The organism is Acinetobacter kanungonis (genome assembly GCF_009939195.1).
Classification (GTDB): Bacteria; Pseudomonadota; Gammaproteobacteria; order Pseudomonadales; family Moraxellaceae; genus Acinetobacter; species Acinetobacter kanungonis.
This window is the reverse complement of the sequence record NZ_JAACKC010000003.1, coordinates 337,713-352,916: the sequence shown is the minus strand read 5'-3', so window position 1 is coordinate 352,916 and position 15,204 is coordinate 337,713. Positions and strand designations below refer to the sequence as shown.

Here is a 15,204-nt window from a genome sequence, read left to right as displayed (position 1 = left end):
TCAGCCCCACCCGTTTCAGCACGACTTGATCGTGTTGCTCTCCAGCATAGGCAGAACCATTAAAATCGGCTATTGGGCAAAAGTATGACCGCGTCTTTAGCTTGAGTGTACTCAATCATCTCAAGGGATACTACCTTGCACATTCTGTTTTCTGATTATTTTTATTGAAAATCAACTAGCGTTCAATTTTAAGGAGAAACTTCTATGAATTTTTGATTGGCACTGAGGGCGAGATGGGATTCGGCTTGCGGCAAAGTGACCTTAAATAGGGTGCCTTCTCCCTCTTTAGAATGCACTTCAATTTCACCATGATTAATTTCCACGAAGCGTTTACACAGCACCAAACCTAGTCCCATGCCTTTTTCACCATCGGTGCCTTTAAAACTCACTGTTAATCGCGGTTGAAATAACTGTTCAATTTGCTGGGGTGTCATGCCTAGACCTGTATCCTGAATGGAAATCTCGACGCCCTTTTCTGTCACTTTCGCTGAAATTTTCACCACTCCAGTCCCATCCATATGCGTAAACTTCAGCGCATTCGAGACCAGATTTTGAATTACGGAAGTCACCATATTGATGTCCGCAAAAACTTTTATTTCTTCAGGAACATCTTCAATCAATTGAATTTTCTTTTTAATCGCGAGTCCATTTAATACATCGAACACAATTTTAGAGGCTTGCTTCAATTGAAAATTGATTGGATGGAATACAAAGCGCCCGCCTTCAGCCATCGCCCAATTGAGTAAACTTTCCAATAGGCTATAGATTGACTGCGTAGTGTCATGCAAGTAATCGGCGATATTTTGAATACTGGCTTCATCTAAACTATCCCGCTCTTGCGCCAGCACTTCTGAAAAGCCCAGTAGTCCATGAAAAGGAGCACGTAAATCATGTGCAATAATCTGGAAAAATTTGGTTTTACTAAAATTTAAAGCCGACTGCTGCTCATACATTTCTTTGAGTTCAGCATGATCAATCTTCAGCTCAATATGCTTGATTAAGCTGGCAAACAACTCTTGCAGCATTTGGATCTGCTCTGGACTAAATGCGGTGGTCTGCTGATCAAAAAAAGCCACCTGACCAAAGGATTGCCCCTCAGCATTGCATAAGTTCAAGACCAGTAAGCGCGGCTCAGCAGCCAAGCCCAAACGCGAAACCTCACTCACAAAAGCAGTATAATCTGCATGTTGCACATCGACATAGTCTGGTACTTGTAAGTCAGCAAAAAGACCTGAACAGGCATAGGCTTTTAAACCCGTCGCTGTCGAGATCCATGCATAGGGCTCATGCTGAAATTGCAACACAGCATAATCGACTGCCAGTAATTGGCGAGCTAACTTAAGATAAGTGGAAATCTGATTCTGCGGTGTCGCAATACCCAACAACAATGAAAGTCTACACGCACTTAATTGCTCGGTTTCTGAGCCAATCTCTAGGAGTTGTATTTTCATAATTGCCTCGGGAAAACGTGAAGATCAAACATCGTTACATTTCATTTTGCTTATTTGTTTAAATCTTGAGCCGCAGATAAATCGAGAAATAGAGATACAAAAAATTAAAATATAGTTACAAAAACAATATAATACTTAATCTTCCTCTTGACCAGTCATGGCGGTGATAAGCACATGGATAATTTTTATCAAAACTAGATTTTTATCTCATTTCTCTATACATTGTTTGACATCCTACAAGTTTAAAACCCAGTTGGCGGTTATGTTCATCGGATCACTGGATGACGTGCAATCCAACCCATTTCATTTCCGATCTACTCCATAATTGTGATGACCATTTTGCAACGGCTACTTTCAACACTTAATCTAGATTTAAGAAAACTCATTCTTTTTTTGGCGATGTTCAGTGTCTTTAGCCTGTTTGTGATTTCACTGGCCGTCAGTTATTACATTCAGCGCCAACAACTGATTGAAAACTCCCTCTCCGTCAATTTTGACTATGCTTCAAAAATTGCACATGGCACCGATTTACAATTCAAAAGTCTAGTCAAGCAACTGGCCTATAGTGCCGACATTCTCGGGCATTCCTTTGATGATCCGATTCAACTACAAAACGAAGTGGATCGCTTACGCTTCCAGTCTGATGCCTTTGACAGTGTAGTAGTGATTGATAAAGAGGGGCGTTTCCTGTCTTATGCACCCGAGCAGCTGGCATTTGATAAAAAACGTATCAATAAAACCTATGGCATTCAGCTTTCCCTAGACCAAAAAGCCCCTGTCATCACACACCCCTATTATTCTGTACGCAATAATTTGATTGTTTTTGTCTCACAACCTATTTTTGACAACAATCACAATTATCTCGGCTTTATTGGTGGTGCGCTCTATTTAAAGAAAAATAACATTATTCGGGAATTACTGAGCATCAAATACAACTATCAAAACAGCTATATGTATGTGCTCGATCAGTATAACCGTATTATTTTTCATCCCGATCCAAAACGGATTGGTGAAACCGTCACGCATAACACGGGACTGGCACAGATTCAGGCAACCAAATTCGGCAAGATGCAACTGGTCAACAGTGAAGGTAAAGAAAATCTAGCGGGGTTTGCCTATGTACCCTCGACCAAATGGATCATCGTTTCACAGCAACCCACAGCGGTTCTGTTAGAACAAGCCACCAGCATTGTGTATAAAATTCTGTTTGGCATGTCGATCTTCTATCTGGTGATTTTCTTTATTGTTTGGCGCATTGCCTATCTGATTTCCAATCCGCTGGAACAGCTGGCGAAAATGGCGAGCATTTTGAATACCCCTGATATCGATCAAAAAATTAAAAGTATCGAACCTTGGTATTTTGAGGTGTTGAAATTCCGTCTCTCGCTCTTGCTCAGCGCGCAGAACTTTAAAAAACGAATTAACGAGCTGAACTACCATGTCAACACCGACCCTCTGACCGGTTTTTATAACCGACGTGGTATGGAGGTGTTCACGCAAGAATTGATGAATACCAAAACCCAATTTTGTGTGATTGCGATTGATATTGATCACTTTAAACAAGTGAATGACACCTACGGACACGACAAAGGCGATTTGGTGCTACAGAAAGTCGCAGCTCTCATACAAGCCAATTTCCGTGATAATGATGTCTGCTGCCGTTTTGGCGGTGAAGAATTTATCGTCCTGACGCCAAGTACAGATTTGAATATCGGCTATAAACTGGCAGAACGCCTAAGACTTAAACTTGAAACCACACTGGTGGAAGGTATTGGTCCAATTACCATTTCGATTGGACTCGCGCACTGGCCTGATTCTTCGGTACAGATTAAGGCAGTGATGAAACTGGCAGATGAAAACCTCTATCAAGCCAAAGCCGAGGGACGTAATCGTATTTGCATGTAATTGAAAGGTGAGATTAAGCTGAATTGAACAAGACTTTCAGTTACAACGGAGATCGAACAACTTCCTGACTAACCAAATCTGAGTCCACAGCTTAAACTTAGATCCGCTCAAGCTGCTCCACTTCCATCGGCATTGCAAATAAATAGCCTTGTAATTGCTGACAACCTAGACGCGATAAAATTTCCGCCTGAGATGCACATTCCACCCCTTCCGCGGTCACCACCAAACCGAGCTTGATCGCCAGTTGAATGATACTTTCCAAAATCATCTCTTCTTTAGAGTTTTCTTCTAAATCATAAATAAACTCACGGTCTATTTTCAGTTCATCCACAGGAAGATTCTTCAAATACAGGAAGCTGGAATGTCCTGTTCCAAAGTCATCAATAGCCAGTTTAATACCCATTTGACGCAATCGCTCGAAACTCAAAATACTGGATTCAATATGATGCATGGCGGTGGTTTCAGTGATCTCAATCATCAAATGACTTGGATCGATTTGATACTTTTCAAACAACTGCTCTAGGTTGGTAAATAGGTGTTTATGTTCAAATTGCACGGCTGAAAGATTGACCGCCACAGGGAAAAACGGCACATTATTTTTTTCCCAGATTTGAATTTGACGGCAGGCTTGTTCCAACACCCAATAACCCAGTTCAATAATTAGCCCTGTTTTTTCTGCACCACGAATAAACATGTTCGGGGTCAATAAACCCAAAGTCGGATGTTGCCAACGAATTAAGGCTTCCACACCACAAATTTGATGGTCTTGCGTGGTAAATTTTGGCTGATAAAACAGAACAAACTGCTGTTCTTCAACCGCCTTATATAGGTCGTTGATTAACTTGGTCAGGCTCTTGGTTTCTTGCTGATCCGCCGTATAGTTAAACACGGAATAGGTATTACGACCCTGGTATTTTGAGGACAGCATTGCTGCATCTGCATTAATCAGCAAATCTTGCAAGTTATTGCCATGCTCAGGGAACATGGCTATGCCGACACTGGCAGAAATATTAATTTCCTTGCCTGCAATAAGAAAACTTTCCTGAATCTGTTCCAGTGCAACTGCCGCCATGCGTTCCGCTTGTTCTAGGCTGGCATCTTCAATCACCATTAAGAACTCATCTCCGCCAATACGCAGCAGTTTTTGACGCTCATTCAGTTGGGCATGAATACGGCTCGAAAGCTGTACCAGCAATTGATCCCCTACATGATGACCAAAGACATCGTTGACGCCTTTAAAGCGATCTAAATCGATAAAAAGAAAGGCAATTTTCTGATCGTTATAGCGATGATTGGTAAACAGGAAATGTGCGTATTCAGCTAGATACAAACGGTTCGGCAATTTAGTCAGGTTATCTCTCACCGCTTGCTTGGCAAGTTCCTGATTGGCGGTATACAGCTGTATATTCCGCTCCTCTAGCCGCTGTTCGAGTACCGCAACAAAGAATGCCGCGATAAAAATTAGCGAGGTAACCAACAATACCGTAAAGACAATTAAGCCATAACCCGACTGCCCCAAGTTCAGCAAATCTGTAGAATCTTGGACAAATTTCGTTGCCGCCATACCACTAAAATGCATGCCGACAATCGAAATCGCCATCATGAATGCAATACAGAGTTTCAGCCAAAACTTATATTTAGTCGCTGCTTTATATTTAAAGGTGAGCCAGAAGGTTAAACCCGAACCACAAATGGCAAAGATAATCGAAAATACCACCATCATGGCGTCGTACTGAATATGATATGACGGCAGTTCTAAAGCGAGCATGCCCGTGTAATGCATCCCCGAAATGCCCAGCCCCATCAGGACTGCCCCCATAATCAGGCGAGCGAAAGATAAAGTGGGACGTGTGATCAGCCAAATGGCGAAAGTTGAGGCAACAAAAGCTATTACATATGAGGTCAGCGTTAGCCCAAGATCAATGCTAAAGGATTCAGGAAATTGACAAGCAAAAATAGCAATAAAGTGCATACACCAAATGGCGACGCCTAAAACTAGACCACTGGTCACCAAGATGACCTTGTGCAGCTTTTGCTGTGATCCGCGAAATAATAATTGTTCCAGTGACACAACCATTAAACATGCCAACAAAGCAAATAAAATAGAACCTACAACAAGGCTTAAATCATAATGTATATGAACCATATAAAGCTTCCGTTTAGGTCATCTTTTTTTTATCAATACATTCAAAGTCGTGCTCTCGAGCAATAAAAAAACCTAAAGTTTTTCAAATTTTATAATCCTGTTAAGAATCTAATACTCTATCGTTTTGGTCAAGTGTTTATTCCCGAATATTTACGCAATTTAGTTACAGCATTCAGCCAATATCCATTTATTTTTTATGTCTTTTTTATGCTCCAAACATTAAAAAGCCAGTCATGCATAGACTGGCTTTTTAAGCGAACAAACTTTACAACAACTTAAGATTTCGCCTTTTGCACTTTCGCATAGTCCAATAACACATTGGCTGCCTCGGTTACAAAAGCTTCCTCTTCAGGCAAAGCTGGGCGTTGTGTCGCTTTCATTTTGGCACGTGACTCAGCCAAAGCATCTAAAGAGGCTTGATAGCTTTCCCAATTTGCATACGGCTTTTGTCCCGTTGCCTGACGACGTTGGTTTTCGGCCTGTAAGGTTTCCTGCTCGAGTGCAATCAACTCAGCTTTACGCTGATCAATGTCTAACACGATGCGTTTCTGATCATCTGATTTTTTTGCAATCGCTTTACGCGCTTCCAAATATTTAAACTGTGGATCAACACTGACTCGTTGTTCAGAAGCTTGATCAAGCTGTTGTACATAAGGCTTCACCGAGCCTTCACGTTTGAAGGGTGCTGTCGGAATCGTATCCCATTTCAAGGCATTCTTGGCTTTACGCTCACCAAACTCTTCATTATAGATATCGACCAACGTGACATCTGGAACGACACCTTTATTTTGCGTACTGCCACCCGTCACGCGGTAAAATTTACGCTGCGTTAAAGTCGCTTGCCCATAAGCCAAACTATCAAGCTGAACTTGTGCTGTTCCCTTGCCCGTTGTGGTACTGCCAATCACAATGCCACGCTCATAGTCTTGAATTGCCGCCGAGTAAATTTCACTTGCCGAAGCGGAAGCCAAATTCACCATGACAGCCAATGGACCTGCATAGGTCTGTGCACCGCCATCATCATCTTCAAACACGCTGACATTGCCATTGCCATCACGGATTTGTACCACTGGACCCGACTTGATCACCTGCCCTAACATACGCGCGACTTCTTCCAAAGAGCCACCTGGGTTATTGCGTAAATCAATGATAATGCCTTCTACATTTTTGGTTTGTAGTTCTTTCAAAGCATTATTGGTATCTTCAGAAACTGAACGGTATTCATTACCCGCACGGCGCGCACGATAGTTCAAATAAAATGATGGGATTTCAATCACGCCCATACGGTGCACTTTACCATCACGCTTAACTTCAACCACACGTGAACGTACCCCAGCATCTTCTTCCTGAATCACATCACGCACAATGGTCACATTGCGTGCTTGGCTCATTGGAGCACCTGTTGCCAGTAAACGCACGGTGACTTTGGTGCCACGTTTACCACGAATCAGCCCGACAATTTCATTGCTTGGCCAACCGACCACATCCACCATTTTTTCGCCATCTTGTGCCACACCAATAATGCGGTCACCCGATTTCACTTGTCCTGTTTTACTCGCTGGACCACCATCTACAATGGTTTCAATCTTGGTGTAGTCTTCATTGCCACGCTCTGGACGAATCGACACCCCAATCCCTTCGAGTTGCAACGTGGTTTGACGGTTCAACTCCATCGCATCCACAGGCGGGAAATAGTTGCTGTGCGGATCGTAAGTCAGCATCATCGCATTCAAGGTTTTATCCAGTACATCATCACTCTTGGTCCGGCTAATACGTTCCAATTGACGGGTATAGCGCTTGGTCAGCGTCTGAACCGGGGTTAAATCTTCTGGACTGGTTAAGTCCTGACCATTGGCAAGTTCGGGATTATCTTTTAAGACCTTCTGTTTGGCTTGGTCTTCTTGCTTGCTAATGGTTAAATTGATCAGCTGCGACACCAGCATTTTTTGCCAATAGCTACGCTGCTCTTGGGAATTCTTAAAATAAGGAGCTTTTTCACGGTCAATATCAATATAGACATTGGCTTGATTTAGGTTCTGCGGCTTTTTCAACTCAGCCAGCATAAACTCATAAAACTGAGCCAGACGCTCACGGTACTGCGCATGAATGGTATAAGGACCGGTTAAGTCCCCTGCTTTTAGTGCCGCACCGAAAGTCGCACCATACTGTTTCTTATATTGTTCAACTTCGGAATTCAGGAAAATCGTATGGTCTGGATCTAAGCTGTCCAGATAAAAATCGAGAATACGGTTCGAGGTCTCTGCATCCAGACGCAAATTCAAATAATGTTGACGATCGACTAATGTTGCCAACTGTCGCGAAACCAGCGCTTGCTCTTTAGTTGGCACGACAGACTGCGAAACTACAGCGGTATCGTTGGCTGCAATGGCTTCATTGATTGCGTGTGTAAAAAACAAACCACCAGTCGCAATGGCAACTGCACAAGCTATTGTTTGAAGTTTCATAAATAATTTGTACTTCCTTGGTTTTCGACCAAAATTTCTGCGTCGTTATTCAATATGAATGGTGCAGATTCAACATCTTAAACAACTGAATATGTTTATGTCGTGTAGTTTTATCATAATCTGTGCTGACAAAATGTAGCAAATCATTGCAGAATTCGGGTATTGTTTCGCGGAAGCTGATCCCTTCAGCCTCTTTATTTAAATAATTCAAACACGGACACCGATATGATTGGCGCATTGATGCTGGACATCGCTGGCACAGAACTTACCCAAGAAGATATTGAACTATTGCAAGCTCCGCAAGTCGGTGGCGTTATTTTATTTGCACGAAATATTCAGTCCCCACAACAAGTTCGCGCACTGACCGATCATATGCGTCAAATTCGTCCAGAAATCTTAATTGCGGTCGATCAGGAAGGTGGACGTGTACAACGTTTGAGAACGGGTTTTACCCTGCTCCCAGCCATGGGGCGTTTCGGTGAATTGTATCTAGACCATCCTGAACAGGCACTCGATTTGGCAGAACAATGTGGCTGGCTCATGGCGACTGAAGTACTGGCGGTTGGTATTGATTTTAGCTTTGCACCTGTGCTCGATTTAAATGACATTAGCGATGTGATTGGTGATCGTGGTTTTGCCAAAAATATGCAGGATATTGTGCCACTTGCCAGTGCATTCCTAAAAGGCATGAAACGTGCAGGTATGGCATCCACAGGAAAACACTTCCCTGGACATGGTTCGGTGAAAGCCGACTCTCATGTGGCGACAGCAATTGACTCTCGCCCTTATGCCGAAATCTTTGCCAAAGATATGCAAAGCTTTATTCAACTGATGCCTCAGTTGGATGCCCTGATGCCTGCCCACGTAATTTACGATCAGGTTGATCCGAACCCAGCAGGTTTCTCAGAATTCTGGATTCAAAACATTCTGCGTCAAGAATTAAAGTTTGATGGTGTCCTGTTCTCTGATGATTTAAGCATGCAAGCAGCCTGTGTTGCAGGTGGTGCCGATGCGCGTATTCAAGCTGCACTTCAGGCTGGCTGTGATATGGGACTGGTCTGTAATGATCGCGCTGCACAATGTGTCGCGTTGGTAGGTATCACAGAACTACCATTACCGAATCAACAACGCCTAGAACGCATGCGCGGTAAAATTCCAAACATTGAAATTGGCGAAAACTTAGACCTCGGTGATGAATGGCGACAAATCCGAGACAGAATTGTCGCCTTTAAAAATGCAGGCTAACTATTCGACGGAAGGAGCATCACAAAATGCTCCTTATTCTTTATGATGTGAAAACTTTCAGCAACACTTGCTGTACGAAAATCAAAACAAAAAAGTAGGTCAGGAAGACATGACAGAAGGACTTTCACAACATCGCCATATTTCATTTACCGCACACTACACGGGCTATATTTGGTATCAGATGGGAATTTCTAATCCTATTTTCGCGACAGCCAAAGGCAAATTTCTGGCAAGACTGGCACATCCCTTAGAATCATGGGCAGAGCGTTATGTCGGCGGCAGCATGCGTAGTACCTTGAAGCAGCGCCATTGCATGATTGATGAACATCTTTACCAGTTACTGGCGCAATATCCGAAATTACAGGTCTTGGAAATTGCCTGCGGACTTTCTCCGCGTGGTTGGCATTTTCGACAAAAGTTCCCCGATTTGGTTTATCGCGAATTAGATTTACCTAATATGGCTCAGCTCAAGACCCAAGCCTTGCAACAACTTGATCCGAATAGCCCGCAGGTACTTAGCGCCGATATTTTTAGCCATGAATTCGCACAGATCTTTCAGCAGTTTGATGCACAATATCCACTCTTGGTCATCAGTGAAGGCTTGATCAACTATTTTGACAAAGCGTTGTTGGCGCAACTGTTCCAAGCGATTAGTCACCATGGGCAGCGCTTCCCTGAAATTCATTACCTCAGTGACCTGTATCCTGAACCTGTCAAAAATAAACTGGCACATATTATCTGGAGTAGCAGCAAGCTCTTAAAATTCATGTCACGCAGTGCATTTAGCTTCCACTTCAAGCATCCGCAAGAGGTACGGCAGTTTCTGGCAGATGCAGGTTTTCAAACCTCCTACATCGTTCAGCCCAAATATTATTTTCAAGCCCAGACCAACGAGACTTCGGCAGAAAAACATTCTGGTGATTTGGTCTGGATGCTACATGCTTCCAGTCGGCTATCTTCAAGATAATCCATGTGTAAAAAATCAAAAAAGGGCGTTTCATCAACTCCCTTTTTTAAGAACATACTGACGCTTAAGCACTAGCAGGCATCAACGCTGACTGTTGGCGCTGAATATAGCGTAGGAGTCGCTCCGCCACATCAAAACTACCATGTTTAAACAAGGCACGGACATGTGTTTCCCCTGCTTCAAAAATCAAACATTCAATCGAAAACTCCCCTTCCTCATCTTTTAAATGCAGAGCTAAATCGCGAGGATATTCGGCAACGCGCTGACTGTCTTGATGATGAAACTTGAGCATCAAGCCGAAGAAATTGAGATCGACGATTTCTGTGGCAAACTGCACATCGAGAAAACGATGCGTAAGCTGGGTAAAGGGCTGACTCACCTGAATCCGTGGCTCGCCACGGCGTTCCATGGTCAGCAATTGCGCCCGCGTCAGATTGATAATGCCTTCGAGCGATTGAATTGACTCGCCACGTAAATAAGTCGCAAATAGATGCATGGTTTCTTTGCGTCTTTGCAATTGCGGCACATGATCAGCATTGGCAATCATAGCGAACTCCATGTCGGGACATTGCAAGGCAAAATTGGCATTTTCATGCGGCAAGGTAAAACTGTCATATTGCCCGCATGCCACCAGCACTTTACAAATTGGAATTGGAACATCGGTCAGGCGTAACAAGCGATTACAGTTAATTTCATAACGCTCTTGTTCGGTTGCAGTGAAGTCCGCCATCTGCCGAAAGAACAGGCGCTTTGCCGTCGGTGACATACGCGTGACATCCAGTTTGGCATGATTAACTAGATACAAAATCACCGCTTGTCCAAACTCCTCCATACGCTGTTCTTGCATCAAAAATAAGGATTCTTCTAGCAACATACGCCAGCTTTTCCGCGTTTTCTGCATCACACCCATTAAAATCATGCGGTCAATCAACTCTGGGCGTAAATCTGCCAACCCCGATGCCACCACAGAGCCCAAGGACATTCCCATCACCGAAACATGCTGCATTCCGACAATATCCAGCCACTGACCTAACATGGCGGAAAGATCACTCAATTCCAAAGTGCCCGCAGAAAGCCCTGTATCGACATTGGTAATTTGCTGATTGGCACCCATCGAAGGCAAATCAATTAAAATCACGGGTCCCGCTGCGAACAACTGTTCAACACAATATTTATAAGAATTAAAGTTCTGGAATGCGCCACCAATAATCACAATCGGTGTCTTGTGCAGAGTTTCAGGTTCAGCAATCGCCATATACTCGATTTTCCAACCATCAATCCATGTAGTTCGAGCCGGCTGTTTAAAACTGTGTTTATGATATAAATCGAAGAAACCGTGACGATTTATTGATGAGTGTAATTCCGCGTCCAATTGGATAATGGAATTCATATTCCCTACCTCCATCCTTGTCTTATTTTTATTTTGCAAGACACTACTTCTGCAATGTATGTACCTATTTTTAGGTGCTAACTCTTTCTATTTTTGTGTAAGACGTCAATGTCATTATCGCTAGCCATCATATACAAAGGATGATTTTGGCTGCAACTCATTCCATGACCGCTTATCTTTTTTTCCCCTAAAAGCGATAGGAGGCACCCTGTACGCTAAAGTTTTGCCTATTTTCACTTGATATGCTTCATTGTCAGTACACAGGCTGTTACTATCGGAACTGAAATTTCTAAGTGATCAAACCGCCATGCAAGAGTCGATTGAACAATACATGCAAACGGTAGGACAACAAGCACGCCAAGCATCGCGCGTGTTAGCCAGCGCTTCTACCCAAATGAAAAACAATGCTTTGTCTGCAATTTACACAGCATTACAAAACAATGAGTCTGCGATTTTAGCGGCCAACCAAATAGACATGGATAAAGGTCGTAACAATCAATTAGACAGTGCCTTGCTTGATCGCTTAGAACTGAACCCCACACGCTTTAAAGGCATGCTACAGGGCCTGAAAGATGTGATTGCTCTGATTGATCCGATTGGAGAAATCACCGATTTGGCTTATCGCCCGTCTGGTATTCAAATTGGTAAAATGCGCGTGCCACTAGGTGTGGTCGGCATGATTTATGAGTCACGTCCAAACGTAACTTTAGAAGCCGCTGCGCTGGCATTAAAATCAGGGAATGCCATTATTTTACGTGGTGGCTCTGAAGCTTTGGAATCGAATAAAGCCATTGCGGCAGCCATTCAACACGGACTCAAAGCGTCAGGTTTAGCTGAAACTTCAGTACAAGTGATTAACACTGCGGATCGTGCTGCAGTGGGTCATTTGATTACCATGTCGGAATATGTGGACGTGATTGTTCCACGTGGAGGCAAAGGACTGATCGAACGCATCAGCAATGAAGCCCGCATTCCAGTCATTAAGCATTTAGATGGCAACTGCCATGTCTTTGTTGAAGCACAGGCTGATTTACATAAGGCATTACCGATTGCATTGAATGCCAAAACCCATCGTTATGGCGTATGTAATGCCATGGAAAGCCTGTTGGTCGATGAGAAAGTCGCTGAAGAATTTTTACCGCGCATTGCCGAGCTGTATGCCGAGAAAAATGTGGAGTTGCGTGGTTGTCGCGAAACTCAGCGTATTTTAGGTAGCGGCGTAAAGCCTGCGAGCGAAGAAGATTGGTACACCGAATATCTTGGTCCAATTTTAGCCGTGAAAGTGGTCTCAGGAATGGATGAAGCCATTGACCATATCAACAAATATGGTTCGCATCACACCGACGCGATTATTACTGAAAACTTCAGTTTGGCACGCCAATTCCTTGCCCGCGTCGACTCAAGCTCAGTAATGGTGAATGCCTCTACCCGCTTTGCCGATGGTTTTGAATATGGTCTGGGAGCTGAAATTGGCATCTCTACCGACAAAATTCATGCCCGTGGTCCAGTCGGTCTAGAAGGTCTAACTTCGCAAAAATGGATTGTGTTAGGCGACGGACAAATTCGCCAATAATTCCTCTCCAACTCAAGTATCTTTAAGTGTTCAGTTTCAACCATGAAGCTGAACACAGCGACAACACCATTCCAGCCCTAAATCTTGTAACATGATAAAAAAATTGAAAAAGATAAATGGGAAATCGCATGTTTTACTATTTGATCATTTGTACCTTTTTACTGGCATTACTGGTTTCATTTACCGTAATGAAAATTTTTTCCAATTCGATTAATGCGATTCTGGCGCGCATTATTCACGATCCAATTCATGAAGCTTGGGCAAAATACACCAAATTTGCCGGCATGGTGGTCGGAACATCCTCAGGCATTCGTATTTACGATATGGAAAAATACATCACGCCGCTGACTTATACCGAAAATGACAAAAAAATTGTGATTGAACTGACTCAAGAACGCTGGGTACTGGAAATTTACCGCACGATCATCGAGACCTTACAAGGTCTGGCTTGGATGATGTTGGTCTTTTTTATGGTGGCATTAATTGCCTATGTGATTGTACGCTGGTCAGAAATCAAGTATCAAAACTAAGCATAAAAACAACACTTCGCTCCTGCTCAAAATTCATTTCTCATGCTAGGGTTAAAAGTGTAAAGAAAGGAAAATTTGGGTTTGAGCACTATTTCATTAATAAATGAAAACTATCAACCTATAAATTTTATTTATTATTATTTCACTGGTCGATAGTGCTTAAGTCTAATCTCCTAAAGTCTATCTAGGACAGAAAATCAACACATGATAAAACATTATTACTGATCTGGATTGCATTGATAAGTACTGCATAAAGATCACTTTAGGGACGACTTATTTCAATTAAAATTCGGGTATATAAACGTGTCTACATCAGTATTAGTTATTAACTGCGGCTCATCTTCAATTAAATATGCACTTGTTTCAGAGCGTCGTGAAGATCGAATTTTTGGTTTGGCAGAAAACTTAGGTTCTGCTGAAGCTCGCATTAAAGGTGTCACTGTTGGTGGCGCACCACTAGAACTGTCTATTCCGCATGCGGACCACGAAAAAGCATTAGAAACAATCTTAGAACGTCTTTCTCACTATAACCCTCAAGCCATTGGTCACCGCGTTGTACATGGTGGTACCTTGACCAAAGCTGAATTACTCACACCAGAAATTATCGAACGTATTCGTGAAGCGACGCCGCTTGCGCCACTTCACAATCCAGCACACCTTGTTGGCATTGACGCAACCATGCGTTTATTCCCAGAATTGCCACAGGTTGCCGTATTTGACACCGCATTCCATCAAACCATGCCTGCACATGCTTACCGCTATGCAGTGCCTAAATTCCTCTATACTGAACACAACGTACGTCGCTACGGCTTCCATGGCACCAGTCATGCTTATGTTTCTGAACGTGGTTCAGAGTTGGCGGGCAGCTTAAAACAAGGCGGTTGGTTAACAGCTCACCTCGGTAACGGCAGCTCAACTTGTGCCATTTGGAATGGTCAAAGTGTGGATACTTCTATGGGTTTAACCCCTCTTGAAGGTATTGTGATGGGTACCCGTAGTGGTGATGTAGACCCAAGTTTACACAGCTTCTTGGCTTCTAACCTTGGCTGGGATGTCTACAAAATTGACAAGATGCTGAACAAAGAAAGCGGCTTGCTTGGTTTATCTGATAACTTGTCTAACGACATGCGTACATTGATTGAAGCCTCTGAACAAGGCAATGAAGATGCAACTTTAGCGATTGAAGTATTCTGCTATCGCCTTGCAAAATCTTTAGCAGCGCTAAGCTGTGGCTTACCACGTTTAGATGGCTTGTTCTTCACTGGCGGTATTGGTGAAAACTCTGCTTACATCCGTGAAAAAACCATGGCGTACTTACCGCACTTTGGTTTCAACCTAAACAAAGAACAAAACAACAGCCTCAAACGTGGTACCGAAGGTCGTATCGATGCAGGTACAGGACCACAGATTTGGGTGATTCCAACTGATGAAGAAGGTCGCATTGCCAAAGAAACGGCAAGTGTGGTTGAACATGAGGTTAATCAGACAGCTGCAAAAAAGCCTGAATCAAATGCCGCGATTGCTTAAGCAAT

At 43.2% G+C, this 15,204-nt stretch carries 10 protein-coding genes; 6 read left to right on the top strand and 4 right to left on the bottom strand.

Translation table 11 applies throughout. From position 1 onward, the window contains the following. Positions 1–188: 188 nt before the first annotated feature. Entirely contained in the window at positions 189–1,451 is a 1,263-nt protein-coding gene (locus GWK51_RS07915) for a sensor histidine kinase (protein WP_161933285.1), read from the bottom strand. Positions 1,452–1,781: 330 nt separating this feature from the next. Between GWK51_RS07915 and GWK51_RS07910 the strand changes: the two genes are divergently transcribed. Then, positions 1,782–3,356, top strand: a complete 1,575-nt coding sequence (locus GWK51_RS07910) for a sensor domain-containing diguanylate cyclase (protein WP_161933284.1) — start codon at positions 1,782–1,784, stop codon at positions 3,354–3,356. Positions 3,357–3,453: 97 nt separating this feature from the next. Here GWK51_RS07910 and GWK51_RS07905 read toward each other — a convergent pair whose 3' ends face one another. After that, positions 3,454–5,502 carry a bifunctional diguanylate cyclase/phosphodiesterase gene (locus GWK51_RS07905; protein ID WP_161933283.1) on the bottom strand — a complete coding sequence of 683 codons (2,049 nt, stop codon included), beginning with the start codon at positions 5,500–5,502 and terminating at the stop codon, positions 3,454–3,456. A 275-nt stretch (positions 5,503–5,777) separates the two neighbouring features. Next, positions 5,778–7,967 carry a carboxy terminal-processing peptidase gene (locus GWK51_RS07900; protein ID WP_161933282.1) on the bottom strand — a complete coding sequence of 730 codons (2,190 nt, stop codon included), beginning with the start codon at positions 7,965–7,967 and terminating at the stop codon, positions 5,778–5,780. 225 nt (positions 7,968–8,192) lie between these two features. Here GWK51_RS07900 and nagZ point away from each other — a divergent pair, with 225 nt between their 5' ends. Both nagZ and GWK51_RS07890 read left to right on the top strand, forming a co-directional pair. Beyond that, the gene (gene nagZ / locus GWK51_RS07895; RefSeq protein ID WP_161933281.1) at positions 8,193–9,212 is read left to right on the top strand and encodes a beta-N-acetylhexosaminidase; all 1,020 of its coding nucleotides are present in this window, start codon (positions 8,193–8,195) and stop codon (positions 9,210–9,212) included. 109 nt (positions 9,213–9,321) lie between these two features. Further along, the gene (locus GWK51_RS07890) at positions 9,322–10,179 is read left to right on the top strand and encodes a class I SAM-dependent methyltransferase (RefSeq protein ID WP_161933280.1); all 858 of its coding nucleotides are present in this window, start codon (positions 9,322–9,324) and stop codon (positions 10,177–10,179) included. 64 nt (positions 10,180–10,243) lie between these two features. Here the strand turns inward: GWK51_RS07890 and GWK51_RS07885 are convergent, their stop codons facing one another. Continuing rightward, positions 10,244–11,569 (bottom strand): alpha/beta fold hydrolase, encoded by a 1,326-nt coding sequence (locus tag GWK51_RS07885; protein ID WP_161933279.1) that lies wholly within the window; start codon positions 11,567–11,569, stop codon positions 10,244–10,246. A gap of 307 nt (positions 11,570–11,876) precedes the next feature. On the opposite strand from GWK51_RS07885, the gene GWK51_RS07880 reads away from it, so the two are divergent. From GWK51_RS07880 to GWK51_RS07870, 3 genes are all read left to right on the top strand, one after another. Then, entirely contained in the window at positions 11,877–13,142 is a 1,266-nt protein-coding gene (locus GWK51_RS07880) for a glutamate-5-semialdehyde dehydrogenase (protein ID WP_142769517.1), read from the top strand. A gap of 128 nt (positions 13,143–13,270) precedes the next feature. Continuing rightward, positions 13,271–13,672, top strand: a complete 402-nt coding sequence (locus GWK51_RS07875; protein ID WP_016168218.1) for a hypothetical protein — start codon at positions 13,271–13,273, stop codon at positions 13,670–13,672. A gap of 303 nt (positions 13,673–13,975) precedes the next feature. Beyond that, positions 13,976–15,199 carry an acetate/propionate family kinase gene (locus GWK51_RS07870; protein WP_100240592.1) on the top strand — a complete coding sequence of 408 codons (1,224 nt, stop codon included), beginning with the start codon at positions 13,976–13,978 and terminating at the stop codon, positions 15,197–15,199. The last annotated feature ends 5 nt before the right edge of the window (positions 15,200–15,204 follow it).